The following is a 26,601-nucleotide window of genomic DNA, read 5'->3' as shown; positions in this document are numbered from 1 at the left end:
AATCATGGGTAAGATCGTTCTAAAATCGGTGCGCAAATCCTTTGGCGACGTGCATGTCATTCCTTCCGTCGATCTGACGATTGAGAATGGTGAGTTCGTAGTGTTCGTCGGCCCTTCGGGCTGCGGCAAATCCACTCTGCTGCGGCTGATCGCGGGGCTGGAGGATACCTCATCTGGCACCATAGAGATTGATGGCAAGGATGCCACGGCACTGCCCCCTGCCAAGCGTGGCTTGGCGATGGTGTTCCAGTCTTATGCCTTGTATCCGCATATGACGGTGCGCAAAAACATCATGTTCCCGCTGAAAATGGCCGGGATGGATATTGAAGCGGCGACCAAAAAGGCCGACGCCGCCGCCAAGGTGCTGAACCTGACCAGTTATATGGAGCGGAAGCCGGGCCAGCTTTCCGGCGGTCAGCGCCAGCGTGTCGCCATCGGCCGCGCGATTGTGCGTGAACCCGCAGCGTTCCTGTTTGATGAGCCGTTGTCGAACTTGGATGCGGCGTTGCGTGGCAATATGCGGTTGGAGATCACCGAACTGCACCATACGCTGAAAACCACGATGATCTATGTGACGCATGATCAGGTCGAAGCCATGACCATGGCCGACAAGATTGTGGTGCTGCAGGCGGGGAATATCGAGCAGGTTGGCTCGCCGTTGGATCTGTACAATCACCCGGCCAATGTGTTCGTCGCCGGCTTTATCGGCTCGCCCCGGATGAACCTTTTGACCGGCGCGGATGCGCAGGCGATGGGAGCCACGACGATTGGCGTGCGTCCCGAGCATATGGATATCTCGACTAGTGCAGGCAAATGGAAGGGAGTTGTTTCGGTGGCGGAACTGCTGGGCTCGGATACCTTCCTGCATGTCAATGTCGAAGGCCATGGCTCGATGACCGTGCGGGCGGGTGGCGATGTTAACCTGCGCCACGGTGACACGGTTTATCTCTCACCGCAGGACGGCAAGGTGCATCGCTTTGGCGCGGATGGAAAGGCAATCGCATGAGGCTGACTGGAAAAACCGCCCTTATCACCGGGTCGGCCCGTGGCATTGGGCTGGAGTTCGCGCGCGCCTATATCGCCGAGGGAGCCACGGTTGCCTTGGCCGATATCAACGCCGAGGCGGTTGCGAAAGCTGCCGCTGCGCTGGGGCCGAAGGCGATTGGGGTGCAGTTGGATGTGACCTCGCAGGCCTCGATTGACGCGGGGTTTGCTTCTGCGATTGAGCAGATGGGTGGGCTTGATATTCTGGTGAACAACGCAGCTTTGTTCACTGCCGCGCCGATTGCCGAAATCACCCGCGCCGATTATGACCGTTTGTTCGCAGTGAATGTATCGGGCACGTTGTTTTGTATGCAGGCTGCGACCAAGCATATGATTGCGCGCGGAAAAGGCGGTAAAATCATCAACATGGCGTCTCAGGCGGGACGTCGGGGCGAGGGGTTGGTGGCGGTTTACTGTGCCACCAAGGCGGCGGTGATCAGCCTGACGCAAAGCGCTGGCTTGGGGTTGATCGAACATAAGATCAACGTCAACGCGATTGCGCCGGGTGTGGTGGATGGCGAGCATTGGGATGGCGTCGATGCGTTCTTTGCCAAATATGAAAATAAACAGCCGGGCCAGAAAAAGCGCGAAGTTGGGGCGGCTGTGCCTTTTGGGCGGATGGGCACTGCAGCGGACCTGACTGGAATGGCGATTTTCCTCGCCACGCCCGAGGCCGAATACATCGTCGCGCAATGCTTCGGCGTTGACGGCGGCAACTGGATGGCATGAACATGAATGACAGTTCACAAACCGCGAAAATGCCTGCCTATGATCGCAGTAAGCTGAACCCCGGTATTGTGCATATCGGTCTGGGCAACTTCCACCGCGCGCATATGGCGGTTTACTTGGATGATCTGTTCGCGATGGGATTGGCGCACGATTGGGCGATCCTTGGCGCGGGCGTGCGCGAGGGTGATGCGCGGATGCGCGAGGCGATGTTGGCGCAGGATTGTCTGTCGTCGATCATCGAGTTGGACCCGAAAGGAAAATCCGCCCGCCGGATCGGGGCGATGATCGGCTTTATCGAAGTGCAGCCGGATAATGCCGCGTTGATTGCCGCAATGGCGAAGCCGGAAATCCGCATTGTCAGCCTGACCGTCACCGAAGGTGGCTATTTTATCGACCCCGCGACGGGGGAATTTGACCCGAAAGCGCCGGAAATCGCCGCAGATGCCGCCAACCCACACCGTACTGCTTTTGGCGCGATCATTGCAGCGCTGAAAGCCCGCCGCGCCGCTGGTATTGTGCCGTTTACCGTAATGTCCTGCGATAACCTGCCCGGTAACGGTCATGTTACCGAAGCCGCCGTCGTGGGCCTTGCGCGTCTGTCCGACCCCGCTTTGGCCGATTGGATCAAGGCCAATGTCGCCTTTCCGAACGGCATGGTTGACCGGATCACCCCCGCTACAGGCCCGCGCGAGCGCGCTATGGCCGCCGCTTTTGGCCTTGGCGATGATCCGGTTCCCGTCACCTGCGAACCCTTCCGCCAATGGGTGCTGGAGGATAATTTCCCTGCTGGTCGTCCGCCCTTGGAAAAGGTCGGCGTCACGCTTTCCAATAACGTGCACACCTATGAGGCGATGAAAATCCGTATCCTGAACGGCGGCCACGCCACCATTGCCTATCCCGGCGGTCTGCTGGATATTGAGTATGTGCATGAGGCGATGGCGCATCCGCTGATCCTCGGCTTCCTGAATAAACTGGAAACCACCGAGATCATCCCCACCGTCGCCCCGGTCCCAAACACCAATCTTGTGGATTACTACGCCAAGATCGTCGAGCGGTTCTCGAACCCCGAAGTTGCTGATACCGAGCGCCGTCTTTGCCTTGACGGTTCCAACCGCCAGCCGAAGTTTATCGTGCCACCGTTGCGTGATCGCTTGGCAGCGGGGCAATCTTGTGATGGCTTGGCCCTCGTCTCAGCGCTTTGGTGCCGTTACTGCACCGGCACTTCGGACAAAGGCACCTACATCCCGCCGAACGATCCGAATTGGGAGGCTTTGCAAGTCACCGCCAAAGCCGCCCAAAGCAACCCGCAGGCTTGGCTGGATCAACGCACGATCTATGGCGATCTGGCCGACAACCCGATCTTCCAAGTGGCCTTTGCCACCCAACTCGCCCGCGTGCGCGACGAAAGTACGGAAGCGGCGCTGCGCGCTTACATCGGCTGATCCCTATCGAACAGCTGATGTGCAGCCGCGCGGACTTCCCCATACGTGCGGCTGCGCCTATCTCTGGCTCAACAGCATGGCCGTGCAGGATCATCCCGCACCGCTCTGGGAGACAGATATGACGATTGAACTTGGCCTTGATACCTTTGGCGACGTGACCATCGACGCCACGGGGGCACAGAAACCGATGGATCAGGTGATCCGCGATGTGGTCGAACAAGCCGTGGTTGCCGATCAGGTGGGGGCGCATTTCATTGGCTTGGGCGAACATCACCGCCCGGATTTCGCGATTTCCTCGCCCGAGGTGATCTTAGCGGCGATTGCCGGACGCACCAGCAAGATCCACTTGGGAACTGCCGTGACGGTGCTGTCGTCGGATGACCCGATCCGGGTGTTCCAGCGGTTTTCCACCCTGAACGCGATTTCGAACGGGCGCGCCGAGGTGATCTTGGGGCGTGGCAGCTTCACAGAAAGCTATCCGTTGTTCGGCTATGCGATGGACGACTACGAACTGCTATTCGAGGAAAAGCTGGATATTTTCGCCAAACTGGTGCGAGAGCCTAGCCTGACGTGGCAAGGGGAAACCCGCACGGCGTTGAAAAACCAGATCGTTTATCCTCCGGTTGGCCCGAAGCAACTGACCACTTGGGTCGGCGTTGGTGGCAGCCCGGAATCGGTGGTGCGGGTGGTGCGGCAGGATTTACAACTGATGCTGGCGATCATCGGCGGCGATCCCCGGCGGTTCCTGCCCTATATCGACCTCTATCATCGCGCGGTGGACCAGTTGGGCAAGACTGTGCGCCCGATCGGCATCCATTCGCCGGGGTTTGTCGCGGAAACCGATGAGGCCGCGCAAGAGGCGCTTTGGCCGCATTACCAAACCATGTTTGGCCGTCTGGGCCGCGAACGTGGCTGGCCACCGACGACCAAAGAGCGGTTCTTGGAGGAAGTTCACCACGGCTCGCTCTATGTCGGCTCGCCGGAAACCGTGGCCAAGAAGATCGCGGCGACGATCCGCGATCTGAAAATCCAGCGGTTTGACATGAAATATGCGACCGGGCCGCAGCCGCATGATCAGCTGATCAGCTGTATCCAGCTTTACGGCGAGAAGGTGATTCCGATGGTGCATGATCTGCTGGCAGCCTAACACCGCGAAGTGATGAATCCTTGAGCAAAAGCTGCGGCGGGTCGCCCCCGTCGCAACTTTTGCCTGCTTATCGCCGCCCTTCATTCTGATCTCGCCATGACAATGCCCAGATTTGCGCGCAAGATCGCACAACTCTAAGCTTAGTCGCCGCTCCGGCGAGGAGACCGCATGCTGGATATATCGCCGGACCGGCTGACCCTTGAACCCATTGAAATCGCCTCGCGCGATGAGATTGAGGCGCTACAACTCAGCCGTCTGAAATGGTCGCTGGCGCATGCCTATCACAACGTGCCGCATATCAACGCCGCCTTCAAAGCCGCAGGTGTGCATCCCGATGATTTACGTCATCTGAGCGATATTTCGCGGTTTCCCTTCACCACCAAAGCCGATCTGCGCGCCAATTATCCGTTTGGATTGTTCGCGGTGCCGCGCGAAAAAGTGGTGCGGCTGCACGCTTCATCGGGCACCACGGGAAAGCCAACGGTGGTGGGCTATACCGCGAAAGACATCGACACTTGGGCGCATCTGATGCGGCGCACGATGCGGGCTTGTGGCACGCGGCCCGGCGAGGTGGTGCATATTTCTTTCGGCTACGGGCTGTTTACCGGTGGCTTGGGCTTTCACTACGGCGCCGAAAAAATGGGCTGCACGGTGGTTCCGGTCTCGGGTGGCATGACGCATCGGCAGGTCAATCTGATTGAGGATTTTGGCGCGACCACGATCTGCTCGACGCCGTCTTACATGTTGTCGATCTTGGATGAATACCGCGCGCAGGGCCGCGATCCGCGCAAAAGTCCGCTGCGGGTGGGGATTTTTGGCGGCGAGCCGTGGACCAACGCGATGCGGGCCGAGATAGAGACGGCGTTCGATATGCACGCGCTGGACAACTACGGGCTGTCCGAGGTGATCGGGCCGGGTGTGGCGGCTGAATGTGTGGAAACCAAGGACGGGTTGACGCTGTGGGAAGATCATTTCCTCGCCGAGATTATTGATGCTGACACAGGTGCTTTGCTGGCAGACGGGGAATATGGCGAGCTGGTTTTGACCTCGCTGACCAAAGAGGCGATGCCGGTTGTGCGCTATCGGACGCGCGATTTGACCCGGATTCTGCCCGGCACGGCGCGGTCGATGCGGCGGTTGGAGCGGATTCGCGGGCGCAGCGATGACATGATGATCCTGCGCGGGGTGAACGTGTTTCCCAGCCAGATTGAAGAGCAGGTGGTGGCGCATCCGGGACTTGCGCCGCATTTCCAGATCGAGCTGCGCCGGGATGGTCGGCTGGATTCGATGCGGGTGCTGGTCGAGGCCGTGGTGGCTGCGGATGCGGCGGAATTGGCGCGGTTGGGGGCTGGCCTGCACAAGCGGATCCGGCAGATGTGGGGGATCAATATTGAGATCGCGGCTGGCCTGCCGGGCTCTGTGCCGCGCAGCGAGGGCAAGGCGGTGCGGATCGTTGATCTTCGGCCTAAGGTGTGAGGCTGGCAAGGGTCCCAACTCGGGACCTTTTTTAGATGTTTGAAATCAATGGGATAGGATTCTGGATTTAAGGATTCTTTAAGGATTTGGCAGTTTACTGGGGTTTGGCGGGATGAATCCCCGTAAGTGCCTGTGCCGAAATGGTCTGTGGGAGTATGTGATGTTCGTGCCGCTTTTGCTCTGTTTGGCCTCGGGGATCGGGCTTGCCCTAGCGGTTGCGCTGCCGGGTTGGCAGGATTTGGGGATGCTGGCGGGGCCGATGCTGCTGGCCAGTGCTTGGCTGTTGCTGCGGGCAGGGCTTGCGCGCGGGGCGGCGGATCGTGGGCGCGCAGCCCATTCCATCCACCGACAGGTGTCTGAGCTTACCGGCCCACCCCGGCGCGGCGTGTTTGCGCGCAAGCAGTCATCGCCGAAATATGTCGTGGTCGATGGCTCTAACGTTATGCATTGGAAGGATAATGTGCCGCAGATCGAATCGGTGCGGGCGGTGGTGGATATGCTGACAGCGGCGGGCTATGCGCCCGGCGTGGTGTTTGATGCCAATGCGGGCCACAAGCTGATGGGCAAGTATAAACACGACCATGCTTTCGGCAAGCTGCTGGGGTTGCCAGATGATCGGGTGATGGTGGTGGCCAAGGGCACGCCCGCCGATCCGGTGATTTTGGCCTCGGCCCGCGAATTGGGCGCGCGGATTGTCAGCAATGATCGGTTTCGCGATTGGGCCGAGACGCATCCCGAAGTGGCCAAACCCGGCCATGTGATCGTGGGCGGCTACCGTGATGGACAGGTTTGGCTGGATATGGCGTGAGCGGGTTGGATGCGGGCGGTGGGTTGCACCCACCCTACGCTGCGGCAACGATGAAGCGGCTGCAATTGGGTGCGCGGGCTGCAACGGGGAGGCCTCCGGCGGGAGTATTTCCGCCAAGATGAAGTGGTAAGGCGGAGCCGTGGCGGGTCGCAGCGGCGGGCGGATGCCAGCGAGGGCGTGGCAGTGATTGCATTTCCGGCCCCCCCGGACTATCTGACGATAGACCGATGTTACCGCAGGACAGGCGATGAACTGGATTTCAAACTACGTCCGCCCGAAGATCAACTCGTTGTTTTCGCGCCGCGAGGTGCCCGAGAATCTTTGGACGAAATGCCCGGAATGCGGGACGATGCTGTTTCACCGCGAACTGGCGGCGAATTTGAACGTCTGCACCTCTTGCGATCACCATATGGCGATTTCTCCGCGCGATCGGTTTATCGGGCTGTTTGATGTCGGCGTGTTCGTCGAAGTGAAAGTGCCGGAACCCGTGGTGGACCCGCTGCATTTTCGCGATCAGAAGAAATACCCGGATCGCTTGAAAGCGGCGCAAAAGGTGACGGGCGAGCGTGAGGCGATGCTGGTGGCCGAAGGCGAAGTTGGCCGCACGCCGATCATCGCCGTGGCGCAGGATTTCAGCTTTATGGCCGGGTCGATGGGCATGTATGTCGGCAACGCCATCATTGCGGCGGCGCAGCGGGCGGTGGCGACCAAGCGGCCGTTGGTGATGTTTTCGGCAGCGGGCGGCGCCCGGATGCAGGAAGGGATTTTGTCCTTGATGCAGATGCCGCGCACGACGGTAGCGGTGCAGATGCTGAAAGAGGCCGGGCTGCCCTATGTGGTGGTTTTGACGCATCCAACCACCGGCGGTGTTACGGCGTCTTATGCCATGCTGGGCGATGTGCAGATTGCCGAGCCGAACGCGCTGATCTGTTTTGCCGGGCCTAGGGTGATTGAGCAAACCATTCGCGAGAAGCTGCCTGAGGGTTTTCAGCGCGCCGAGTATCTGTTGGATCACGGGATGTTAGACCGGGTGACGCACCGCAAAGCGCTGCGCGAGGAATTGGTCACGATCCTGCGGATGCTGATGAACCAGTCCCCTGCGGTGAAGGGCGATTTGCCGCCACCGGGCGATATTCTTGAGTCGGCTGAGGTTAAAGCGTGAGTTCTGACGCCGTTCTTGAGCGGATGATGACGCTGCATCCCAAGGTGATCGACCTTGTGATGGACCGGGTGGAGCGGTTGTTGGCGGCTTTGGGCAATCCCGAACGCTCGGTGCCTCCGGTGATCCATATCGCCGGGACCAATGGCAAGGGCTCGACCCAAGCGATGATTCGGGCGGGGCTGGAGGCGGGCGGGTCACAGGTGCATGCCTATACCTCGCCACATCTGGCGCGGTTTCACGAGCGGATCAGGCTGGCTGGCGAGTTGATTTCTGAGGATGCACTGACGGCGTTGCTGGATGAATGTGTGGTTGCCAACGGACCCGACGAGATCACATTTTTTGAGATCACCACCTGCGCGGCGTTTCTGGCGTTCAGCCGGGTGAGGGCGGATTATACCTTGTTGGAGGTCGGCTTGGGCGGGCGTCTGGATGCCACGAACGTGGTGGCAAAGCCTGTGCTGACGGTGATCACTCCGGTGTCGATCGACCATCAGCAGTATCTGGGTGAGACTTTGGCCGAGATTGCCGGGGAAAAGGCCGGGATTTTGAAGCGCGGCGTGCCTTGTGTGGTGGGGCCGCAAGAGGACGCCGGCATGGCGGTGATTGAAGCCCGCGCGGCGCGGTTGGGGTGCCCGGTGCTGGCGTTTGGACAGCAATGGAGCGTTTGGGAAGAACGCGGGCGGCTGGTCTATCAGGATGAAAACGGGTTGTTGGACCTGCCGTTGCCGAATCTGCCGGGGTCGTTTCAAATCCAAAACGCCGGAGCCGCGATTGCGGCGCTGCGGGCTTTGGGCAAGGATCAGGCGGCTTGTGAGGCCGCGGTGACGAAAGCCTATTGGCCCGCGCGGATGCAACGGTTGCGGGTGGGGCCTTTGGTCGAGAGTGCTCCGGGTGTCGAGTTGTGGCTGGACGGTGGGCATAATCCGGCGGGCGGAGCGGCGGTGGCAGCGACCTTGGCGCGGATGCCTGCGCGGGAAACGCATCTGATCTGCGGCATGCTGAACACCAAGGATGTGCGCGGCTATATGGAACCGCTGGTGCCGCATGTGACGCGGTTGCATGCGGTGTCTATTCCGGGTGAGAAGAATACTTTGCCCGCCGAAGTGACGCGGGATGCGGCCTTGAGTGTCGGGATGGATGCCGGAGTGGCGGGCTCGGTGGCCGAGGCTTTGGCCGCGATTGCGGCGGTGTCGCCGGGCGCTCGGGTGCTGATCTGCGGGTCTTTATATCTGGCGGGCGGGATTTTGCGCGAGAACGGCTAGGGTTTTGCGCCGTAGCGCGCCATGAACATCGACACAGCCCCCTCGATCACGCGGGTGGCGTCGGCGGCGGTGCAGCAGGGCATTGGCGTGAAAATCATCCGATCTTGGATATCTACTTTGCACAGCTGCGCGAATTGCGCGGCGGCGAAGGGGATGTCTTCGATGATCAACTCGCCCCGTTCGGTGGCGCAGCGCAGGATTTCGGCGATGCGGTCTTGCACCAGTTTCGGGCCAGAGTGGTAGAATTGATGCGCCACGGCCGGGAAATTTTCTGATTCCGCCACGGCGATACGGTAGATGCGCTGGCCGAAATCAGACAGCATGAAGGCCGTGATCTTTTGCGCGGCCAACCGCAAGACATCGGCGACGGGCGCGTTCGGATCAATATGAGATTCAGCATCATCGGCCTGACGGCGACATTCGGTGCTGGCGATTTCCAAGAAAAGCAGGCGTTTGTCGGGGAAATAGGCGTAAAGCGTGGCTTTCGACACCCCGGCCTCGCGCGCGATGTCATCGACCGAGGCGCGTTCAAAGCCGTCACGCATGAACACAATGCGCGCGCCTTCCAGCACCTGATCGAACTTGCGACCCTTAACGATTAGTTGTGGCTTGGCACCCATGCTGTCCCCCTTACCACAGTCTATAGCGGCGGCGGGGGGACGGGCAAGCGGTTGGTCACTTGCCGGGCTGCGCAGCATTTTGCGCCGAGACGGTGGTGGTGGTCGGCGGGAAGGTCAGGTCGGGGAGATTGACGCTCATTGAGAAGGCCGAAGCTTGGCTGGCGGCGGCCAGGGTGAGCAGCAGAGCGGTGGCGAAGGGTTTCATAACGGCATCCTTTATCTGAACTCATCGGTTCAGAAGTGAAAATGAACTGATTCGTTCAGTTTGGCAAGTGAAATCTGAACTTGACGGTTCAGATTGTGATTTGGGCTTGTCAACCTCTACGGCGCGCGCTTATTTAGAATCATTCCAAACTAAGTCGAGATGAGTCTGACATGGGTTTCAACATTTCTAACCGCAGGCGTTTTGCCGATCTGACCGAACAAGAGGTGTTGGCGCTGGCGATTTCGTCCGAGGAGGATGATGCGCGGATTTATCGGACCTATGCCCAAGGGTTGCGGGCGGAATATCCGGCTTCGGCGGCGGTGTTTGATGAAATGGCTGTCGAGGAAGACGGGCATCGGCAGATGCTGATAGACCTGCATGTCAGCCGCTTTGGCACGGTTATTCCGCTGTTGCGGCGCGAGCATGTGGCGGGGTTCTATGCGCGGCGTCCGGTTTGGCTGACCGAGAATCTGGGGCTGGAGCGGATACGCGATGAGGCCCGCGCGATGGAACATGGTGCCGCGGAGTTTTACCAGCGGGCGGCGGCGCGGACTAAGGATGCGGCGACGCGGAAATTGTTGGGCGATCTCGCGGCGGCAGAGGCGGGGCACGCGCAGCACGCTGAGGGGTTGGAGGCTGATCTGCTGGGGCCGGAGGTGCGCGACGGTGAGGATAAAGTGGCGCGGCGGCAGTTTATTCTGACTTGGGTGCAGCCGGGGTTGGCGGGGCTGATGGATGGTTCGGTGTCCACCTTGGCGCCGATCTTTGCGACGGCGTTTGCGACCCAGAATACTTGGACAACGTTTCTGGTGGGGTTGGCGGCCAGCGTGGGGGCGGGGATCTCGATGGGGTTCACCGAGGCCGCGCATGATGATGGGGTGCTGTCGGGGCGTGGCTCACCTTACAAACGCGGGTTGGCCTCGGGGGTGATGACGGCTTTGGGCGGACTTGGGCACGCGCTGCCCTATCTGATCCCGGATTTCTGGACCGCGACCAGCATCGCGATGGTGGTGGTGTTTGTGGAATTGTGGGCGATTGCTTGGATTCAGAACAAGTTTATGGAGACTCCGTTCCTAAGGGCCGCCCTTCAGGTGGTGCTGGGGGGGGCTTTGGTGTTCGCGGCGGGGGTGTTGATTGGTGGTGGTTGAGGGGTGTCCACGCGTGGACAGGTTATCCATTTAAGCAATATCAATGTGTTAGCTTGGTGTCGTTAACGCACTATTAGGGTTTCTCGCGGCGAGTGCTGGGCTTGACCCCTGCAAAAATCTTGCCCGAAACCCCTTGGCCTTGTATCTGCCAGCGCGGCGTGAAACTCTGACCCCATGCTGGCGATCTTGCTGAAAACTCTGCCGTTCTTTGCGGTGATTGGCCTTGGCTATGGCGCGGGGCGGGGGCGGTTTTTCAGCGCTGAGGCCACGGCGTATCTGACGAAATTCGTGTTCTACTTCGCGCTGTCGGCGATGCTGTTTGGCTTTGCCGCCAATCTGGACCTGAGCGATGTGTTCTCTTGGGCGTTTGTCTGGGCGTATTTCCTCGCCTCGGCTTTGGTCTGGTCCATCGTGGCCGGGGTGGCGCTGCTGCGCGGGGCGAAGCCCGAAGTCGCGGTGTTTGAGGCGCACACGGGTATTATCGGCAATGTCGGCTTTCTGGGGATTCCGATGCTGACGCTGCTGCTGGGTCCGGCGGCGGTGGGGCCGGTTTTGCTGGTGCTGGCGGTCGATCTGCTGGTGTTTACCTCGGTGTTGACGCTGGTGGTGACGGGGCTGCGCGAAGGCCGGATGTCTTGGGGCATCTTCCGGGTGCTGGGCTTGGGCGTGCTGAAAAACCCAATGATCGTCTCGGTGGTGTTGGGCATGGCTTGGGGGGCGACCGGATGGGCGCTGCCCGTGCCGGTGAATGAATTCATGACCATGCTGGGGGCGGCGGCGACGCCTTGCGCACTGTTTGCGATTGGCGCCAGCCTTGCAGGGCGCAGTGCGGAACGGCTGGAGGTTGCGGCTTGGCTGAGTTTTGCCAAATTGGTGCTGCATCCGGCGGCGGTGGCGCTGGCGGCACTGGTGATTTTCCCGGTGGAGCGGTATGCGGCAGGGGTGATGGTGGCGGCGGCGTCTTTGCCTGTGGCGGGGAATGTCTTTATTCTGGCGCAGCATTTCGGGGTGGCGCCGCAACGGGTCTCGACCGCTATCCTGATCTCGACCGCCGCTTCGGTGCTGACCGTGACGGCAGTGATTGCATTTGTGACGGGCTGAAATCTGACGGGCTAAAAAGCAAAAGGCTTAAGGGGGCATTATGAAAACCATTTCTGAAAACCGGGCTTATGGCGGCGTGCAGGGGGTTTACAGCCATGTGTCGGCGGTGACGGGCACCGAGATGACCTTCGGGCTGTTCCTGCCGGTCGAGGCCGAAGAAGGGCTGGTGCCGGTGTTGTGGTATCTGTCCGGGCTGACCTGCACGCATGAAAACGCGATGGTGAAGGCGGGTGCGCAGCGTTGGGCGGCTGAGGTCGGGATTGCACTGGTGTTCCCGGATACCTCGCCGCGCGGCGAAGATGTGCCAAACGATGCGGCCTATGATCTGGGGCAGGGCGCGGGGTTCTATGTCAACGCGACGCAAAGCCCGTGGGACAAGAATTTCCGCATGTGGGATTATGTGACGGAAGAGCTGCCGCGTGAGCTGTTCAAGGCGTTTCCGATTGCCGAAGCCGCGCAGTCGATCACCGGGCATTCGATGGGCGGCCATGGCGCGTTGACGATTGCGATGAGCTTTCCGGGGCGGTTCCGCTCGGTTTCGGCGTTTGCGCCGATTTGCAATCCGACGCAAAGCGACTGGGGCCGCAAGCAGTTTGGCGCCTATCTGGGGCCGGATGAGACGACTTGGGCGGCGCATGACGCCACACTGTTGATGAAAAAGCGCGGCTTTGACGGGCCGATTTTGATTGACCAAGGCACCTCGGATCAGTTTCTTGATTTGTTGAAGCCCGAAGCTTTGGCGGGGGCTATGGTCGAGCGGCGGCAGGGCGGCAGTTTTCGGATGCAGAAAGGCTACGACCACAGCTATTTCTTCGTGAGCACCTTCATGGAGGAACATGTGGCGTTTCATGCGGGGGCACTGAATGCTTAAACTTGGCATGTTGAAAGCGGCGGCTTTACTGGCTTTGTTGGCGCAGCCGGTTTGGGCGGGCGCGGCGGACGATCAGGTGTTGGCGGCAGTGAATAAAGCGCGCGCCGGGGCGGGCTGTTCTGCGTTGACGGTGAATGCCAAGCTGGTGGCTGCGGCGCAGGGCCATGCTCAGGCTATGGCAGAGCAGAATTTTTTCGGCCATGCCAGCAAGAATGGCGCGAAGTTTTCCAGCCGGATCAAGGCGCAGGGTTACCGGTTTAGCAAGGTGGCCGAGAATATCGGCGCGGGGCAATCCTCGGCTGCGGGGATTTTGAAGGATTGGCTGGGCAGTGCGGGGCATCGCAAGAATATCCTCGATTGTGCTTTGACCGAAACCGGGATCGCGGTGGTCTATCAGCCGGAGGATAAACCGCTGAAGGGGCAGAAATACGCGATGAAATACTATTGGGTTGAGGTTTTCGCGCGGCCATGAGTGGTCGGATTTTTATCGACGCCGATGCCTGCCCGGTGAAGGCCGAGGCGGAGCGGGTGGCGACGCGGCATGGCATGCGGATGATACTGGTGTCTAATGGCGGGATCAGGCCTTCGGCGAACCCGCTGGTGGAAAGCGTGTTTGTGGCGGCGGGGCCGGATGAGGCGGATAAGTGGATCGCAGAGGCCTGTGGGCCGGGCGATGTGGTGGTGACCGGGGATATTCCGCTGGCGGCGAAATGCGTGGCGGCGGGTGCGAAGGTGGTCAAGCACAATGGCGAGGAATTGACAGGTGCCAATATCGGCAATGTGCTGGCGACGCGGGATCTGATGCAGGATCTGCGCAGTGCGGACCCGTTTCGGCAAGGCGGCGGGCGGCCATTTTCCAAGGCGGATCGCTCGCGGTTTCTGGAAGTTTTAGAGCGGGTTGTGCGGCAAGCGAAGCTTTGATGTCGCCTCTGGGCTAGATTTGCCCGCCGGGACGCGGTGAGTTGCATTATGTCAGACAATTCCAAAAAATCCGCCACTGGTATCCTGTTTGCATTGGGCGGCGGCGTGGTGCTTTCGGTCAATGATCTTGCGATCAAGGCTTTGTCGGGAACCTATGCGCTGCATCAGGTGATCTTGCTGCGGGCGTTTGTTGGCATGGCGATCGTGCTGGCGGTGATTTGGTTTTCGGGCGGCGGGTTTCGGCAGTTGCTGACCAAGCGGCCGCTGGATCATCTGTTCCGGGTTTGCATCGTGATGTGCTCGAACGTGACCTATTTCGTCGGGCTGTCGCTGATGCCGCTCGCAGATGCGGTGGCGACGGCGTTTGTGGCACCGTTGTTCGTGACGCTGATGTCGGCGGTGATCTTGCGCGAACAGGTCGGGCCACGGCGCTGGGCGGCGGTGGCGGTCGGGATGCTGGGCGTGGTGGTGATGACAAGGCCGGGGGCCGGGGTTATTCAACCAGCGGCGATTTTGGTGCTGATCTCGGCGTTCTGCTATGCCTCCAGCCATATGATGACGCGGCGGATGCGCTTGACCGAAAGCGCTATGACGTTGAATTTCTTCGTGCAATGCGGGTTTATCGTGGTCAGCCTATGCTTTGGCTTTGTGGCGGGCGATGGCCATCTGGCGCAGGCACCCGGCAGCACTTGGGAGTTTTTGTTCCGGCCTTGGCATACGCCTCCGATGGGGGATTGGTGGGCGTTTATCGCGACGGGTGTGGCCGTTGGCGTGGGTGGTTTGATGATGTCGCAGGCCTATCGCACCACCGAAGCGGCGCTGATTGCGCCGTTTGAATATATCGGGATGCCGATGGCGATTTTCTGGGGGGCGGTGGTGTTTGGAACCTTCCCCGATGGCACGGCTTGGGTTGGGATTGCGTTGATCTGCGGCGCGGGGCTTTATACCCTGTGGCGCGAGACGGTGCGGAAGGTAAAGGATCTGGATGTTGCAGCCCCAAGCGGTGATCTTTGATATTGGCAATGTGCTGACGCGTTGGCAGCCAGAGGTGTTTTACGACCGGGTGATTGGCGAGGACCGCCGCCGCGCGCTGTTTGACGCGGTTGATCTGCATGGCATGAATGACCGGGTGGACGAGGGCGCGTTGTTTCGCGAGACGATCTATGATTGGGCGGAACGGCACCCGGAATGGAGCGCCGAAGTGCGGCTGTGGTATGATCGCTGGATTGAACTCGCCTCGCCCCGGATTGAGGGCAGCATTGCCTTGCAGCGGGCGTTGCGGGCCAAGGGGGTTCCGGTGTTCGCGCTGACTAATTTCGGGCGGTATTCGTTTGAAGAAGCCCTGCCGAAGATGGATTTCTTGCAGGATTTCGACCGCAGATATGTCTCGGGCGTGATGGGGGTGATCAAGCCTGATCCGCTGATTTATCAGATGGTTGAGCAGGATTGCGGTATCGCGGCGGATCGGCTGTTGTTCACCGACGATAAGGCCGAGAATATCACGGCGGCGGCCCGCAGGGGCTGGCGTACACATCAGTTTGAAAGCTGGCAGGGCTGGGCGCAACGGTTGGTTGCCGAAGGTCTGCTGAGCAAGCAAGAGGCAGGGTTATGAGCATTGAAATCGTAGGGCCAGAGGCCGAGGCACTGTTGTCATGGGCAGGGCTGTGTGAAGCGTTTGAGGCCGGCCACCGCCTGCCGCGCGCGGAAATCAACGATCTGTTTTTGTATCGCGGCGCGGATACGCTGTTGGATCGGGCGGCATGGATTGATGGTTTGGGCAGCTTGGTCAAGGTCGCCACTGTGGTTCCGGGCAATGCGGCGCGGGGTTTGCCCAGCATCCACGGCGCGGTCAATCTGTTCAACGATCAGACCGGGGTGCTGGAGGCTTTGGTGGATTTCCATCTGGTGACCAAGTGGAAAACTGCCGGCGACAGCCTGCTTTCGGCCAGCAAACTGGCGCGCAAAGACAGCCGGAATATCCTGCTGGTGGGGGCGGGGACGGTGGCACGATCCATGATTCAAGCCTATTCGGCGCTGTTTCCCGACGCCAAGTTCAGCATCTGGAACCGCTCGCCTGCCGGGGCTGAAGCGATGGCAGCAGCGGATGCTCGGGTGACGGCGGTGGGGGATCTTGAGGCGGCGGTGCGCGCGGCGGATGTGATCTGCACCGCCACAATGAGCCGCGAGCCGCTGTTGAAAGGCGCGTGGCTGCAACCGGGGCAGCATATCGACCTGATCGGGGCCTATACCCCGGCGATGCGCGAGGCCGATGACGAGGTGATGCGGCGCGCTTCGGTGTTCGTCGATTCGCGCGCGACAACGGTGCATCACATCGGCGAGTTGAAAGACCCGATTGCGCGCGGCGTGGTCACGGAAGCCGACATCAAAGCCGATTTCTATGACATGGCGCAGGGGATGTATCGACGGAGTTCCGACGATGAAATCACCGTCGCCAAGAACGGCGGCGGCGCGCATCTGGATCTGATGACCTCGGCCTATATTCTGGCGATGTGGCGGCAGCGTTGAAGGATTGCTAAACAAAAAGCGCCCTTTGGGGGCGCTTGGTACTTCGTGAGATTATCGGGATAATTTGGTCGGAGCGAGAGGATTCGAACCTCCGACCCCCTGCTCCCGAAGCAGGTGCGCTACCAGACTGCGCTACGCTCCGACCGTGGCGCGGGGTTAAACCGTTGTGCGCGGCTTTGCAAGAGGGCGGCGCAGGATTTATGCGTCGCCATCGGTGCCAGAAAGGCCTTCGGTTTTGTTGCGCAAGCGGCGGCGGTCGAACAGGCGCAGCCAGAGGCCGATGCGGGGGATCGCGCCGAAATCAAAGCGTGAGCGGGTTTCCAGCACCGGGCGGTTGATGGAGACTGAGGGTTTGTCTTCGCGCAGCACGATATAGACTCCGGCGGCGATGATGACGCCAGTGCCGACGGCGGTCCAGAAATCCACCTTTTCTCTGAAGATGAAAAAACCGTAAAGAATCGCCCAGATGATCTGGCTGTATTGCATCGGGGCGACGATGATCGCGGGCGCGCGGCGGTAGGCGGCGATTGTCAGCATCCCGGCCAGTAGGCTGAGCAGGGCCATCGCGCCCATCATGCCCATATGTTCAATCGGAACAGGCACATAGACGAAAGGCAGTGCCAAGGCCATCACCACGAAGTTCGCCACCATCGGATAAAGCATCAGCACAACCGAGCGTTCATCATGACCGATCTTGCGCACGATCACCGAGGTCATCGCGCCCAACAGGGCTGCCGCCAGCGCTGAAAGATGGCCGAGGCTGAGCGGTTCTTGCCCCGGGCGCAGCACGATCATCACGCCTGCGAGGCCGATGACGATGGCCAAGCCGCGGTGCAGGCCGACCTTTTCGCCCAGGATCGGGATCGCCAAAAGGGTGATCAGAATCGGCATCGCGAAGAAGATCGCGTAGCATTGCGCGAGCGGCAGTACCGAAAACGCATAGAACCCGGTGATGCCGTTGACCACGGCGGAAGCGGTGCGCAGGGCGGTCCAGTACGGGTGTTTTGGGATCAGGTTGCCGTCGGTGCGGTCGCTCATCAGCAGGATGGTGATCAGCGGGAAGGTCAGCAGGCCTGAGAAGAAGATCAGCTGAAACGGGCTGTAGCTGGCCCCGAGGAATTTCACCAACACGTCATGGGTGGCATAAATCGCGAAAGCGGCCAGCGCCAAAAGCGCCCCGCGCAGGTTCGATTGAGCAACGGGCATGGTGGGTATCCGGGGCGAAAGAGTGCAGCTTTGGCGATGCGCCTAGCTGTCGGGCCTTCGCGGGTGAACATCAAGAGGGAAGCTGCAACGCGCGGGGTTTCTTGCCGGTTTTTCGTCAAAGGTCGTTGCCCTTGAGGGACGGGCTCAAGGGCAACGATAGGGTATTACAGGCTGGCTTCCATCGCGGCGATGATCGCGTCGCCCATTTGGGTGGTGCTGACCGGTGAGCCGCCTTCGGGGCCCATCAGATCGGCAGTGCGGACGCCATCGGCGAGGACTTTCTCAACGGCTTTTTCGACACGGGTGGCTTCAGCGCCCATGTCGAACGAATAGCGCAGCGCCATCGCGAAAGACAGGATACAGGCGATCGGGTTGGCTTTGCCCTGCCCTGTGATGTCGGGGGCCGAGCCGTGGACGGGCTCATACAGCGCTTTCGGGCGGCCATTGGCTTGCGGCAGACCCAAAGACGCCGACGGCAACATGCCAAGGCTGCCTGTCAGCATCGCGGCCATGTCTGACAGCACATCGCCAAACAGGTTGTCGGTGACGATGACGTCGAATTGCTTGGGCCAACGGCAAAGTTGCATCGCGCCGTTGTCGGCATACATATGGGTCAGCGCCACGTCGGGATATTCTTTGTCGTGGATTTCCTGCACCACATCGCGCCACAGGATGCCGGATTCCATCACATTGGCCTTCTCCATCGAACACAGCTTGTTGCTGCGCTTGCGGGCCAGTTCGAACGCCGAACGCGCGACGCGGGCGATTTCGGATTCGGTATAGCGCTGGGTGTTGATGCCGACGCGCTCATTGCCTTCCATGAAGATGCCGCGCGGCTCGCCGAAATAGACGCCGGAGGTCAGTTCGCGGACGATGACGATATCGAGGCCCGCGACAACTTCACGTTTCAGGCTGGAGAAATCAGCGAGGGCGTCAAAGCACTGGGCGGGGCGCAGGTTGGAGAACAGGTCCATCTCTTTGCGCAGGCGCAGCAGGCCACGCTCGGGCTTCACCGAGAAATCGAGTTTGTCATATTTCGGGCCACCAACGGCCCCCAGCAGCACGGCGTCAGCCTCTTGCGCGCGGGCCATGGTTTCATCGGTCAGGGGCGTGCCATGGGCGTCGTAGGAGCAGCCGCCGACCAAGCCTTCGGAGACATCAAACGTCACGATGCCTTTGGCGTCGAGCCAGCTGATGAGTTTTTTCACCTCGGCCATCACTTCAGGACCGATGCCGTCGCCGGCGAGGATAAGCAGGGAGGGATTTGCCATCATAGGCTCCACGTTTGAAGGGTTGTGGGTGGCCTAGCCAATGGGGGGGGCAGGGTCAAGGTTTAGCGCCCGGAATTGGGCGGCTAAAGCATCAAACACGCGGCGGATGCGGGGGGTGTGGCGCAAAGCCTCGGGTGCGGTCAGCCAGATCGGCAGGGGGGCTAGGTGCATGAAGGCGGCCACGCGGGTGACGGAGGGGTCGGCATCGCCGATTACGGTTTGCATCCCGCCTAAACCTAGGCCCGCGCGTACCAGTGCCCAATAGACAATTTGATCATCGCAGCGGGTCGGAAAATCTTCGCGCCTGGCTTGGATGCCTTGCGCGGCCATCATCCGCAGCATCAGGTCGGAGCGGTCAAAGCCGACGAAATCATGGTGCAGGATGGTTTCGGGGGTGATCGGATCGGGGTGGCGGGCGAGATAGCTGTGGGCGGCATAGATCGCCATCGGGATGTCGCAGAGATGGGCGGTGATCAGGTCGGGTTGCGTCGGGCGATACATCCGCAGCGCGATGTCAGCCTCGCGGAACAGCAGGTTATCCGAGGCATCGGTGGGGGAAAGTTCAATCTCAATGCCGGGTTCCTCGCGGCGCAGTTCGGCTAGCATCGGTGGCAACAGATAGTGCGAGACGATGCGGCTGGCGGTGATCCTGACCGGGCCGTGCAGGCTGGTGTCGCGGCCCGCCACCGCCAGCGCCAGCTTGGCCGCCGCGTCGCGCATGCTGCGGGCGTGGGGGATCAGGGCTGCGGCCTCGGCGGTTGGGGATAGGCCGCGTGGTTGGCGGGTGAACAGCGGCAGGCCGAAAGCCGCCTCCAGATCGGCGATATGGCGACCAAGCGTGGGTTGGCTGAGGCCCAACTGGCGCGCGGCTGCGGAAAGCGAGCCAGTTTCGGCCACGGCGAGGAAGGAACGGGTGAGGGTCCAGTCAAGATTATCCATACAGATATGAATAGCATATCTGCGATTGCTGCCAATGTTGTGTATGGGTAACGGCTGCTAATTTCATCCTGCAACATAAGGAGACTGAACATGGCAGTGGTTTTGGTGGCAGGGGCGTCGGGGCTGTTTGGCTCTCATGCGGCGCAGGCTTTTGCGGCGGCGGGCTGGGAGGTGCGGCTTTATCAGCGCGGCACCGATATGACGGCGGCGGCACAGGGGGCGGATGTGATCGTCAACGCGATGAACCCGCCAATGTATCACGACTGGCAGCGTTTGGTTCCGGCGATTACCGCGCAGGCGATTGCGGCGGCGCGGGCCAGCGGGGCGACGCTGATCGTGCCCGCGAGTGTGTATAATTACGGCAGCCAGCCACGGCCTTGGGGGCCCTCGACGCCGCAAAAGCCCAACACCCGCAAGGGGGCGGTGCGGGTGCAGATGGAGGCGGAGTATCGTGCCTCAGGTCTGCCAGCGATCTTGCTGCGCGGCGGCGATTTTATCGACGCGGCGGGCAAGACGCAGGGCATGGGGATGGCGTTGCGTGGGCTGGCCAAGGGCAAGATCATGGCGTTTGGCGGGGCGGATGTGCCGCGCGCCTATGCCTATCTGCCGGATATGGCGCGGGCGGCGGTGGCTTTGGCCGAGGTCCGCAGCACTTTGCCGCGCTATGCCGATATTCCGTTTGCGGGGCTGACGTTTACCATGCAGGAGTTGGCGGACAGCTTTCAGCAGCAGAGCGGGCGGGTGTTTCGGATCGCGAAATTTCCGTGGTGGCTGCTGGGTTTGGCAGCACCATTCTGGGAGTTGGCGCGGGAAATGCGCGAGATGCGCTATCTCTATGAGCTGCCGCATCGCTTGGATGGGGCGACTATGCAAGCCGTGTTGCCGCAATTTCAGACCGCCGGATTGGCCGAGGTGGCGGCGGCGCAACTGCGCTGGGCGGGTCTAGGGCGCAAGATCGACCCAGAGCGGGTGATGGCGTGAGGCGGTTGTCAGACTTGCAGCAGCGGGGTCGCTGTCGGCGGGCCATTCGACCCCTGCCGTTTGGACGTGCAGGCCTTTTGAGGGCAGAATAATCTCAACCCGGAGGCCGCCGATTACTGGATAAAGCGCTGTATCGAGGGCCGGATCGCCGGTTTGGCCGGGATCATGCCGGGATGAGTCGCTGCGCGGCTGAGGGTCTTGCAGGGCAGGGTGGTGCAACAGTGCCGTGATCGCCTGCTTGCGGCCCGCGCCATCGGCGGGGTCAAGGTTGCTTTGACCCAAGATCACAAAGGGTGCTTCGGGCGGTTTGAACGGCAGATCGCCCGCCAAAAGCCGTAGCCAGAACGCAGTTTCATCATGGTTGCGCCGACCATTGCGGTCTTCTGGGCCATCGAAAATCGGCGGGCTGGCGTAATAGGCCAAAAGGCGCAGGGTTTTACCATCGGGCAGGGTGATCGGCACCTCATAGGCACCGGTGGTGGAGAGAAGTTGGCCGGGCGGCGTGTCAGGGGGCATCAGGGTCCCGGGCAGATCAGCCCAGAGGAAGTCACTGAAATCACGCATATTTTCTCTGTCGATCGGCAGGCGCGACAGTATCGCCATACCGCCTTCGCCCGCCCAGCGGCCATAGGCCATCGCGTCGCGCGGCTCTCCCAATATGCCGTTGCCATCGAGATCGAGGCCGGTTGGCACTCCGGTATTCGGGCGTAGGGGAAGGCGATAAGGGTAGGGCGTGCCTGCTTCGGCCAGACGTTTTTCCAAGGCGGCAAGCGTGTCGCCGTGCAGATCATAGTCGATGCCGGTCAGCAGCAGCACATCGGCGTCAAGCTTTGCGATCACCTGAACGGCGGCGAGTTGTGCGGGATTGTCGCCGCGTTGCAAAGATTGCAGCGCCAGACCGGGGCCTTTGGCCCAAAGGTCGATGTTATAGGTGGCGATCCGCAGATCGGCCAAAGCAGGCCAAGCGCACAGCCAGATCTGAAGCCAAATCAGGCTGGCACATAGCGCTTGCCATCGCCGCCCAAGCTGTTCGCCGCGCGGGTTTCGGTGATCATGTCGGCGATGCGACCCATCGCAATGCCGCGCATGAACAGGCTGGCGGGTAGAAAGGCCCATGCCGTCATCGTCCAGATCAAGGTTTGTGGCGAGGTCAGCGTCAGGGGCTCGAATCCCGTCGACGCAATCTTCACCACGGCTGGTGTTAAGAATGGCAGCAAAAACCCTAACGCAATGTTAATGCGCGCGTCACGGGTGAGGCGGGTGACCACATCTGCCCCGGCGGTGGGGTCAAAGGTGGGCAGATTGACCCAGACGTTGAACGCACGGCTGCGTGACGGCCAGCGGCCCGCTTTCAGGATCACAACATAAACCGATAAGGAAATCAAAGAGATCAGGTAAGCCATCCCCGCAGCCGTCCGCACGGCGGCGATCTGCTCGAGCGTGGCATCATTTGCGACCATCAAGGTGGCCAGCCGCACCGGGCTATAGGGGAAATCCATCGAAATCCCGATCAACGTGCCGACCGCATCGGTGAAATCGGTCAAGGTTGAGGGCATGATCCGGCCGCGCGCGATCATCGACAGCGACACGACGGTGGCCAGCAGCATCAGGTATCGCACCCGGTTGAACGGCGGTGCGTCACGAAACTCGACGAGGCTGGGATAGGTGGCGTTGTATTCAACAAAGGTCAAAAGGCCAATGAACAGCGCCACAAGGGCGACCATCTGTTTGGCATCTGCTGTCACGTCGACCAAAAGCACGGAAGGCGTGGCGACCAGCACCATCACCAAAACCATGCGAACAATCGCGCCTGTTAGCCGCGAAACCACTGCCCTGCCACCCTTCAATCGGTCTTGTCTGGAGTTTTGCCAGCCAAGGGTCCCGAAGATTTCCCGCACTTTAAGGCGGGTTGCCTCAATATTGCCCAATTCTTGCCTTCTTTCCCCATGATCGGCAACAGCTGGGTTAATGATCGGTAAGCACTGTGGCAATTCCGTGTTCAAGGTGTTGCAGGATTGAATCAAACTGGCGGTAAGAAAAAGGCCACCCTGCAGGGTGGCCCTAGATGTAGTGGTTTTGGTTTGCTTAGGCCCAAGGATGCAGGGCGGCGTTCTTTTTCTCAAAAGAATCAATGGCTGCGGCTTTTTCCAGCGTCAGGCCAATATCGTCCAATCCATTGATCAGACAGTGCTTGCGGTGGCCGTCGACTTCAAACGGGAACACCTGACCGTCTGAGGTGGTGACGGTCTGACCGATCAGGTCAATGGTCTGCCGCGCATTGGCGCCCTTTTTGGCATCGGCCATCAGGATGTCGACAACCTCTTGCGGCATCACGATCGGCAGGATGCCGTTCTTGAAGCAGTTGTTGTAGAAGATATCGGCGAAAGAGGTGGCGATGACGCAGCGGATGCCGAAATCCAGCAAAGCCCAAGGCGCATGTTCGCGCGAAGAGCCGCAACCGAAGTTATCGCCCGCCACGATGATCTCGGCCTTACGATAGGCGGGCTGGTTCAGCACGAAATCGGCGATCTCGCTGCCGTCGAGATTGTAGCGCATCTCGTCGAACAGATTGACGCCAAGGCCCGAGCGCTTGATGGTTTTCAGGAACTGCTTGGGGATGATCATATCGGTGTCGATATTAACCAAGGGCATCGGTGCCGCGATCCCGGTGAGGGTGGTGAATTTATCCATCTTTATAGCTCCTTAAACCGTCTCTGCCATCATCTCGCGCACATCGGTCAGATGACCGGTGATTGCGGCGGCGGCGGCCATGCCGGGGGAGAGCAGGTGGGTGCGGCCTCCGCGACCCTGACGGCCTTCGAAGTTGCGGTTGGAGGTGGCGGCACACCGCTCGCCCGGTGCCAGTTGGTCGGGGTTCATCGCGAGGCACATTGAGCAGCCCGCCAGACGCCATTCAAAGCCCGCGTCGATGAAAATCTGCGCCAGACCTTCGGCCTCTGCCTGCGCCCGCACAAGGCCCGAACCCGGAACGACCATCGCGCGGAGGCCGTCTTTCTTCTTCTTGCCCTTCAGGATCGCCGCAGCCGCCCGAAGATCTTCGATCCGGCCATTGGTGCAAGAGCCGATGAACACGGTGTCGATCTTGATGTCCGACAGTTTTTGGCCGGGAACGAGGCCCATATAGTCCAAGGCGCGCTGGACGGCTTCGACCTTGCCGCCGGTGAAATCGCTGGGCGAGGGCACCACGGCTGTGATCGGCAGCACGTCTTCGGGCGAGGTGCCCCACGTCACCAAGGGCGCAATATCTTCGGCCTTGATCGTCACCACCTTGTCGAAAAACGCGCCTTCGTCGGTGAAAAGCGTCTTCCAATAGGCCAAAGCCGCCTCCCACGCAGCGCCTTTCGGCGCGTGCGGGCGGCCCATGCAATAGGCGTAGGTTTTCTCATCCGGCGCGATCAGGCCAGCGCGCGCGCCGCCCTCAATCGCCATGTTACAGACCGTCATGCGGCCTTCCATTGACAGCTCGCGGATGGCTTGGCCACAGTATTCAATGACATAGCCAGTGCCGCCTGCGGTGCCAGTTTCCCCGATCACCGCCATGGTGATGTCTTTGGCGGTGACGCCGGGGCGCAGGGATCCGGTGATTTCGACCTTGAAGTTCTTGGCCTTGCGCTGGATCAGCGTTTGCGTCGCCAGCACGTGCTCGACTTCCGAAGTGCCGATGCCATGCGCCAACGAGCCGAACGCGCCATGGGTGGCGGTGTGCGAATCGCCACAGACCACGGTCATACCGGGCAGCGTCCAACCCTGCTCCGGTCCGACGATATGCACGATGCCTTGGCGCACGTCTGACACCGGGTAGTAGTGAATGCCGAAATCCTTGGCATTCTGGTCCAAAGCTTGCACCTGAATCCGGCTGTCTTCGGTCATCGTCGCGGCATTGGCGCGGTCCAAAGTGGTCGGCACGTTATGGTCCGGCACGGCAATGGTTTTTTCCGGCGCGCGCACTTTGCGACCCGTCATCCGCAGGCCTTCAAAGGCTTGCGGCGAGGTGACTTCATGCACCAGATGGCGGTCGATATACAGCAGACAGGTGCCGTCATCGGCCTGATGGACGACGTGATCGTCCCAGATTTTGTCATAGAGCGTGCGAGCGGTCATGGCTGGCTCATCCTCGGGTTTGGAAAGGGGGAATGCGTGAGGCGGGGGCGCGTGCCCCTCAAAACCGATCAGACGTGCGCAAGAATGGCGCGGGTGGCCCCGTAAAACCGCCACGGCAGGCGGTCATGGTCAGCGATGTCAAAAAACCGGATCATGTGGGGCATATACGCCCATCGCGCCTTGCAAGCAAGGGTCGAGGCAGAGACATATATAGGGGTGTAGCCGAGATTGAGCGGCCAACTCGGGCATCCGGGGGCGGGTGCGCCCCCGATGCAGATTTAGCTTGTCGTCGGTAGCGTCGGTCAGAATGGGGCGATCAGAACTGCGCGAAACGGCCGCGTTCGATCTCGCGCTCACGGCATTCCAGATCATAGATGCTGACAGCGTCGTTTAGGTATTCAAGTTCTGCCTCATGGCGGGTTTTGCGACGCGGCAGCAGTTTAAGGAACTTATTCATGGTGTTTACTCCGTTGTTCCCTCCCTGACGGTAATATGCTGCATCGCAGCATGGATGTGTAGGTATGCGAGAAGTATTGCCGTCATGCGTTACGCGCATGGCTCACTGCTTGTTTTTTGGTCAGCTCTGCTGCCCTAATGCCAAGCCAAGCCCTTGCGAAACGTCGTTTGGCAGGATAGACGCGCGCCTTCGCCTGCCGTTGAGATTGTTGCCCTGCAATGATAGGTTGGCATTAGCCCTGTGCCGGGGCCGCATCGGCGCGCTATTTGGAGGACGTTGTCCTGTCGCATTCTGATCCTGCCACCGGCCTTCCGGTTGGCCCGCGCGCCACCCGCGCCTCTGATGATTACACCGCCGAAGATCTGCTGGCATCCGTGCTGGCCTCGGTCGATGACGATAAAGCCGAAGACATCGTGCAGATTGATCTGCGCGGCCGCTCGGATGTGGCCGATTACATGGTGATCTGCTCGGGTCGCTCGTCGCGGCAAGTGGCGTCGATTTCTGAAAAGCTGGCGGATCGCTTGAAAGAGCAGTTCCACCTGTCGGCCAAGATGGAAGGCAAGGAAACCGGCGATTGGGTGCTGATTGATGCGGGCGATGTGATCGTCCATGTCTTCCGCCCCGAAGTGCGCGAGTTCTATGATCTTGAAAAGATGTGGCTTCCGGGAAGCGCGCATCGCGGGGCATAAGCCTTGCGGCTGCATGTTTGTGCTGTGGGGCGGCTGAGGGCTGGGCCTGAGCGCGATCTGGTGGATGATTATTACACGCGGCTGGACCGCACCGGGCGGCCCTTGGGGCTTGGCCCGGTGGCGGAGCTTGAGGTTGAGGATAAGAAGAACCTTGGCATGGCGGCAGAGGCGGTTTTGCTGGAGCGCGCTATTCCGAGCGGCGCGCTGATTGTGACGCTTGATGAGCGGGGACGGGTTTTGTCGTCGCCGGAGTTTGCCGAAATGCTCGCAGGCTGGCGTGATGGCGGGCGGCAAGATGTGGCCTTTGTGATCGGCGGCGCGGATGGGATTGATCCCAGCCTGCGCGCGAAGGCGGGGTTTTCCCTTAGCTTTGGGCGGATGGTTTGGCCGCATATGCTGGTGCGGGTTATGCTGGCAGAGCAGTTGTATCGGGCTGCAACGATTCTCGGCGGCGGGCCGTATCATCGGGCATAG

General features: G+C 60.6%; 29 protein-coding genes and 1 tRNA gene. 19 read left to right on the top strand and 11 right to left on the bottom strand.

The window, feature by feature from the left end; genetic code table 11:
- The first annotated feature begins 4 nt into the window (after window positions 1–4).
- From AKV04_RS20110 to AKV04_RS20075, 8 genes are all read left to right on the top strand, one after another.
- Complete coding sequence (locus AKV04_RS20110) at window positions 5–1,006, top strand: ABC transporter ATP-binding protein (protein ID WP_054008183.1); 1,002 nt, start codon at window positions 5–7, stop codon at window positions 1,004–1,006.
- Window positions 1,003–1,773, top strand: coding sequence for an L-iditol 2-dehydrogenase (locus AKV04_RS20105; protein WP_054008182.1), 771 nt, complete (start codon window positions 1,003–1,005; stop codon window positions 1,771–1,773). Before AKV04_RS20110 ends, AKV04_RS20105 begins: the two co-directional genes overlap by 4 nt.
- 2 nt (window positions 1,774–1,775) lie before the next feature.
- Window positions 1,776–3,215, top strand: coding sequence for a mannitol dehydrogenase family protein (locus AKV04_RS20100; protein ID WP_054008508.1), 1,440 nt, complete (start codon window positions 1,776–1,778; stop codon window positions 3,213–3,215).
- Between the two features lie 118 nt (window positions 3,216–3,333).
- Window positions 3,334–4,362, top strand: coding sequence for an LLM class flavin-dependent oxidoreductase (locus AKV04_RS20095; RefSeq protein ID WP_054008507.1), 1,029 nt, complete (start codon window positions 3,334–3,336; stop codon window positions 4,360–4,362).
- Window positions 4,363–4,530: 168 nt separating this feature from the next.
- Window positions 4,531–5,838 (top strand): AMP-binding protein, encoded by a 1,308-nt coding sequence (locus tag AKV04_RS20090; protein ID WP_054008181.1) that lies wholly within the window; start codon window positions 4,531–4,533, stop codon window positions 5,836–5,838.
- A gap of 160 nt (window positions 5,839–5,998) precedes the next feature.
- The gene (locus tag AKV04_RS20085; protein WP_054008180.1) at window positions 5,999–6,646 is read left to right on the top strand and encodes an NYN domain-containing protein; all 648 of its coding nucleotides are present in this window, start codon (window positions 5,999–6,001) and stop codon (window positions 6,644–6,646) included.
- Between the two features lie 247 nt (window positions 6,647–6,893).
- Window positions 6,894–7,808 (top strand): acetyl-CoA carboxylase, carboxyltransferase subunit beta, encoded by a 915-nt coding sequence (accD, locus tag AKV04_RS20080; protein ID WP_054008179.1) that lies wholly within the window; start codon window positions 6,894–6,896, stop codon window positions 7,806–7,808.
- A 23-nt stretch (window positions 7,809–7,831) separates the two neighbouring features.
- Entirely contained in the window at window positions 7,832–9,070 is a 1,239-nt protein-coding gene (locus AKV04_RS20075; RefSeq protein ID WP_054008506.1) for a bifunctional folylpolyglutamate synthase/dihydrofolate synthase, read from the top strand.
- Here AKV04_RS20075 and AKV04_RS20070 read toward each other — a convergent pair.
- The gene (locus AKV04_RS20070; RefSeq protein WP_054008178.1) at window positions 9,067–9,690 is read right to left on the bottom strand and encodes a TetR/AcrR family transcriptional regulator; all 624 of its coding nucleotides are present in this window, start codon (window positions 9,688–9,690) and stop codon (window positions 9,067–9,069) included. The genes AKV04_RS20075 and AKV04_RS20070 overlap by 4 nt on opposite strands.
- 55 nt (window positions 9,691–9,745) lie before the next feature.
- Window positions 9,746–9,895: a hypothetical protein gene (locus AKV04_RS26330; RefSeq protein WP_156317710.1), complete on the bottom strand. Its 150-nt coding sequence runs from the start codon at window positions 9,893–9,895 to the stop codon at window positions 9,746–9,748.
- 170 nt (window positions 9,896–10,065) lie between these two features.
- On the opposite strand from AKV04_RS26330, the gene mbfA reads away from it, so the two are divergent.
- The 8 genes from mbfA (at window position 10,066) to AKV04_RS20030 (ending at window position 16,462) form a co-directional block, all read left to right on the top strand.
- Complete coding sequence (gene mbfA, locus AKV04_RS20065; RefSeq protein ID WP_054008177.1) at window positions 10,066–11,043, top strand: iron exporter MbfA; 978 nt, start codon at window positions 10,066–10,068, stop codon at window positions 11,041–11,043.
- 174 nt (window positions 11,044–11,217) lie between these two features.
- A complete protein-coding gene (locus AKV04_RS20060) occupies window positions 11,218–12,144 on the top strand; it encodes an AEC family transporter (protein WP_054008176.1) in 927 nt (308 codons plus the stop codon).
- Between the two features lie 40 nt (window positions 12,145–12,184).
- Window positions 12,185–13,015, top strand: a complete 831-nt coding sequence (fghA, locus tag AKV04_RS20055; protein WP_054008175.1) for an S-formylglutathione hydrolase — start codon at window positions 12,185–12,187, stop codon at window positions 13,013–13,015.
- On the top strand, window positions 13,008–13,487 hold the full coding sequence (locus tag AKV04_RS20050) for a CAP domain-containing protein (protein WP_054008174.1): 480 nt from the start codon (window positions 13,008–13,010) through the stop codon (window positions 13,485–13,487). The genes fghA and AKV04_RS20050 overlap by 8 nt, the downstream gene beginning before the upstream one ends.
- Window positions 13,484–13,936, top strand: a complete 453-nt coding sequence (locus AKV04_RS20045) for a YaiI/YqxD family protein (protein ID WP_054008173.1) — start codon at window positions 13,484–13,486, stop codon at window positions 13,934–13,936. Before AKV04_RS20050 ends, AKV04_RS20045 begins: the two co-directional genes overlap by 4 nt.
- A 48-nt stretch (window positions 13,937–13,984) precedes the next feature.
- Complete coding sequence (locus AKV04_RS20040) at window positions 13,985–14,950, top strand: DMT family transporter (RefSeq protein WP_054008172.1); 966 nt, start codon at window positions 13,985–13,987, stop codon at window positions 14,948–14,950.
- Entirely contained in the window at window positions 14,922–15,548 is a 627-nt protein-coding gene (locus tag AKV04_RS20035; RefSeq protein WP_054008171.1) for an HAD-IA family hydrolase, read from the top strand. Before AKV04_RS20040 ends, AKV04_RS20035 begins: the two co-directional genes overlap by 29 nt.
- On the top strand, window positions 15,545–16,462 hold the full coding sequence (locus AKV04_RS20030) for an ornithine cyclodeaminase family protein (RefSeq protein WP_054008170.1): 918 nt from the start codon (window positions 15,545–15,547) through the stop codon (window positions 16,460–16,462). Before AKV04_RS20035 ends, AKV04_RS20030 begins: the two co-directional genes overlap by 4 nt.
- 65 nt (window positions 16,463–16,527) lie before the next feature.
- On the opposite strand, the gene AKV04_RS20025 is transcribed toward AKV04_RS20030, so the two are convergent.
- The 4 genes from AKV04_RS20025 to AKV04_RS20010 all read right to left on the bottom strand — a co-directional run bounded on the left by AKV04_RS20025 (window position 16,528) and on the right by AKV04_RS20010 (window position 19,878).
- A tRNA-Pro gene (locus tag AKV04_RS20025) sits at window positions 16,528–16,604 on the bottom strand.
- Window positions 16,605–16,660: 56 nt separating this feature from the next.
- Complete coding sequence (locus tag AKV04_RS20020) at window positions 16,661–17,668, bottom strand: DMT family transporter (RefSeq protein WP_054008169.1); 1,008 nt, start codon at window positions 17,666–17,668, stop codon at window positions 16,661–16,663.
- Window positions 17,669–17,832: 164 nt separating this feature from the next.
- Window positions 17,833–18,939 (bottom strand): 3-isopropylmalate dehydrogenase, encoded by a 1,107-nt coding sequence (leuB, locus tag AKV04_RS20015; protein WP_054008505.1) that lies wholly within the window; start codon window positions 18,937–18,939, stop codon window positions 17,833–17,835.
- A 33-nt stretch (window positions 18,940–18,972) separates the two neighbouring features.
- Window positions 18,973–19,878 carry a LysR family transcriptional regulator gene (locus tag AKV04_RS20010; RefSeq protein ID WP_054008168.1) on the bottom strand — a complete coding sequence of 302 codons (906 nt, stop codon included), beginning with the start codon at window positions 19,876–19,878 and terminating at the stop codon, window positions 18,973–18,975.
- A 90-nt stretch (window positions 19,879–19,968) separates the two neighbouring features.
- On the opposite strand from AKV04_RS20010, the gene AKV04_RS20005 reads away from it, so the two are divergent.
- The gene (locus AKV04_RS20005) at window positions 19,969–20,859 is read left to right on the top strand and encodes a Rossmann-fold NAD(P)-binding domain-containing protein (RefSeq protein ID WP_054008167.1); all 891 of its coding nucleotides are present in this window, start codon (window positions 19,969–19,971) and stop codon (window positions 20,857–20,859) included.
- On the opposite strand, the gene AKV04_RS20000 is transcribed toward AKV04_RS20005, so the two are convergent.
- The 5 genes from AKV04_RS20000 to AKV04_RS26325 all read right to left on the bottom strand — a co-directional run bounded on the left by AKV04_RS20000 (window position 20,821) and on the right by AKV04_RS26325 (window position 25,438).
- The gene (locus tag AKV04_RS20000) at window positions 20,821–21,783 is read right to left on the bottom strand and encodes an endonuclease/exonuclease/phosphatase family protein (protein WP_054008504.1); all 963 of its coding nucleotides are present in this window, start codon (window positions 21,781–21,783) and stop codon (window positions 20,821–20,823) included. The two genes, AKV04_RS20005 and AKV04_RS20000, sit on opposite strands and share 39 nt — an antisense overlap.
- Before the next feature lie 65 nt (window positions 21,784–21,848).
- The gene (locus AKV04_RS19995) at window positions 21,849–22,655 is read right to left on the bottom strand and encodes a hypothetical protein (protein ID WP_054008503.1); all 807 of its coding nucleotides are present in this window, start codon (window positions 22,653–22,655) and stop codon (window positions 21,849–21,851) included.
- 289 nt (window positions 22,656–22,944) lie between these two features.
- A complete protein-coding gene (gene leuD, locus AKV04_RS19990; protein WP_054008166.1) occupies window positions 22,945–23,550 on the bottom strand; it encodes a 3-isopropylmalate dehydratase small subunit in 606 nt (201 codons plus the stop codon).
- Window positions 23,551–23,562: 12 nt separating this feature from the next.
- Window positions 23,563–24,981 (bottom strand): 3-isopropylmalate dehydratase large subunit, encoded by a 1,419-nt coding sequence (gene leuC, locus AKV04_RS19985; RefSeq protein WP_054008165.1) that lies wholly within the window; start codon window positions 24,979–24,981, stop codon window positions 23,563–23,565.
- Window positions 24,982–25,297: 316 nt separating this feature from the next.
- On the bottom strand, window positions 25,298–25,438 hold the full coding sequence (locus AKV04_RS26325; protein ID WP_156317704.1) for a DUF3563 domain-containing protein: 141 nt from the start codon (window positions 25,436–25,438) through the stop codon (window positions 25,298–25,300).
- Between the two features lie 266 nt (window positions 25,439–25,704).
- On the opposite strand from AKV04_RS26325, the gene rsfS reads away from it, so the two are divergent.
- Together rsfS and rlmH are read left to right on the top strand one after the other, a co-directional pair.
- Window positions 25,705–26,127 (top strand): ribosome silencing factor, encoded by a 423-nt coding sequence (rsfS, locus tag AKV04_RS19980; RefSeq protein WP_082351763.1) that lies wholly within the window; start codon window positions 25,705–25,707, stop codon window positions 26,125–26,127.
- A 3-nt stretch (window positions 26,128–26,130) separates the two neighbouring features.
- A complete protein-coding gene (rlmH, locus tag AKV04_RS19975; RefSeq protein ID WP_054008164.1) occupies window positions 26,131–26,601 on the top strand; it encodes a 23S rRNA (pseudouridine(1915)-N(3))-methyltransferase RlmH in 471 nt (156 codons plus the stop codon).

The organism is Cypionkella psychrotolerans, from assembly GCF_001294535.1.
Classification (GTDB): domain Bacteria; phylum Pseudomonadota; class Alphaproteobacteria; order Rhodobacterales; family Rhodobacteraceae; genus Cypionkella; species Cypionkella psychrotolerans.
This window is presented reverse-complemented; position numbering and strand designations above follow the sequence as displayed.

Excerpts from the sequence above, each read along its gene's own strand:
- AKV04_RS20110 (WP_054008183.1), top strand. The coding sequence starts at position 5 with ATGGGTAAGATCGTTCTAAAATCGGTGCGCAAATCCTTTGGCGACGTG.
- AKV04_RS20105 (WP_054008182.1), top strand. The coding sequence starts at position 1,003 with ATGAGGCTGACTGGAAAAACCGCCCTTATCACCGGGTCGGCCCGTGGC.
- AKV04_RS20100 (WP_054008508.1), top strand. The coding sequence starts at position 1,776 with ATGAATGACAGTTCACAAACCGCGAAAATGCCTGCCTATGATCGCAGT.
- AKV04_RS20095 (WP_054008507.1), top strand. The coding sequence starts at position 3,334 with ATGACGATTGAACTTGGCCTTGATACCTTTGGCGACGTGACCATCGAC.
- AKV04_RS20090 (WP_054008181.1), top strand. The coding sequence starts at position 4,531 with ATGCTGGATATATCGCCGGACCGGCTGACCCTTGAACCCATTGAAATC.
- AKV04_RS20085 (WP_054008180.1), top strand. The coding sequence starts at position 5,999 with ATGTTCGTGCCGCTTTTGCTCTGTTTGGCCTCGGGGATCGGGCTTGCC.
- accD (WP_054008179.1), top strand. The coding sequence starts at position 6,894 with ATGAACTGGATTTCAAACTACGTCCGCCCGAAGATCAACTCGTTGTTT.
- AKV04_RS20075 (WP_054008506.1), top strand. The coding sequence starts at position 7,832 with ATGATGACGCTGCATCCCAAGGTGATCGACCTTGTGATGGACCGGGTG.
- AKV04_RS20070 (WP_054008178.1), bottom strand. The coding sequence starts at position 9,690 with ATGGGTGCCAAGCCACAACTAATCGTTAAGGGTCGCAAGTTCGATCAG.
- AKV04_RS26330 (WP_156317710.1), bottom strand. The coding sequence starts at position 9,895 with ATGAAACCCTTCGCCACCGCTCTGCTGCTCACCCTGGCCGCCGCCAGC.
- mbfA (WP_054008177.1), top strand. The coding sequence starts at position 10,066 with ATGGGTTTCAACATTTCTAACCGCAGGCGTTTTGCCGATCTGACCGAA.
- AKV04_RS20060 (WP_054008176.1), top strand. The coding sequence starts at position 11,218 with ATGCTGGCGATCTTGCTGAAAACTCTGCCGTTCTTTGCGGTGATTGGC.
- fghA (WP_054008175.1), top strand. The coding sequence starts at position 12,185 with ATGAAAACCATTTCTGAAAACCGGGCTTATGGCGGCGTGCAGGGGGTT.
- AKV04_RS20050 (WP_054008174.1), top strand. The coding sequence starts at position 13,008 with ATGCTTAAACTTGGCATGTTGAAAGCGGCGGCTTTACTGGCTTTGTTG.
- AKV04_RS20045 (WP_054008173.1), top strand. The coding sequence starts at position 13,484 with ATGAGTGGTCGGATTTTTATCGACGCCGATGCCTGCCCGGTGAAGGCC.
- AKV04_RS20040 (WP_054008172.1), top strand. The coding sequence starts at position 13,985 with ATGTCAGACAATTCCAAAAAATCCGCCACTGGTATCCTGTTTGCATTG.
- AKV04_RS20035 (WP_054008171.1), top strand. The coding sequence starts at position 14,922 with ATGTTGCAGCCCCAAGCGGTGATCTTTGATATTGGCAATGTGCTGACG.
- AKV04_RS20030 (WP_054008170.1), top strand. The coding sequence starts at position 15,545 with ATGAGCATTGAAATCGTAGGGCCAGAGGCCGAGGCACTGTTGTCATGG.
- AKV04_RS20020 (WP_054008169.1), bottom strand. The coding sequence starts at position 17,668 with ATGCCCGTTGCTCAATCGAACCTGCGCGGGGCGCTTTTGGCGCTGGCC.
- leuB (WP_054008505.1), bottom strand. The coding sequence starts at position 18,939 with ATGGCAAATCCCTCCCTGCTTATCCTCGCCGGCGACGGCATCGGTCCT.
- AKV04_RS20010 (WP_054008168.1), bottom strand. The coding sequence starts at position 19,878 with ATGGATAATCTTGACTGGACCCTCACCCGTTCCTTCCTCGCCGTGGCC.
- AKV04_RS20005 (WP_054008167.1), top strand. The coding sequence starts at position 19,969 with ATGGCAGTGGTTTTGGTGGCAGGGGCGTCGGGGCTGTTTGGCTCTCAT.
- AKV04_RS19995 (WP_054008503.1), bottom strand. The coding sequence starts at position 22,655 with ATGGTTTTGGTGATGGTGCTGGTCGCCACGCCTTCCGTGCTTTTGGTC.
- leuD (WP_054008166.1), bottom strand. The coding sequence starts at position 23,550 with ATGGATAAATTCACCACCCTCACCGGGATCGCGGCACCGATGCCCTTG.
- leuC (WP_054008165.1), bottom strand. The coding sequence starts at position 24,981 with ATGACCGCTCGCACGCTCTATGACAAAATCTGGGACGATCACGTCGTC.
- AKV04_RS26325 (WP_156317704.1), bottom strand. The coding sequence starts at position 25,438 with ATGAATAAGTTCCTTAAACTGCTGCCGCGTCGCAAAACCCGCCATGAG.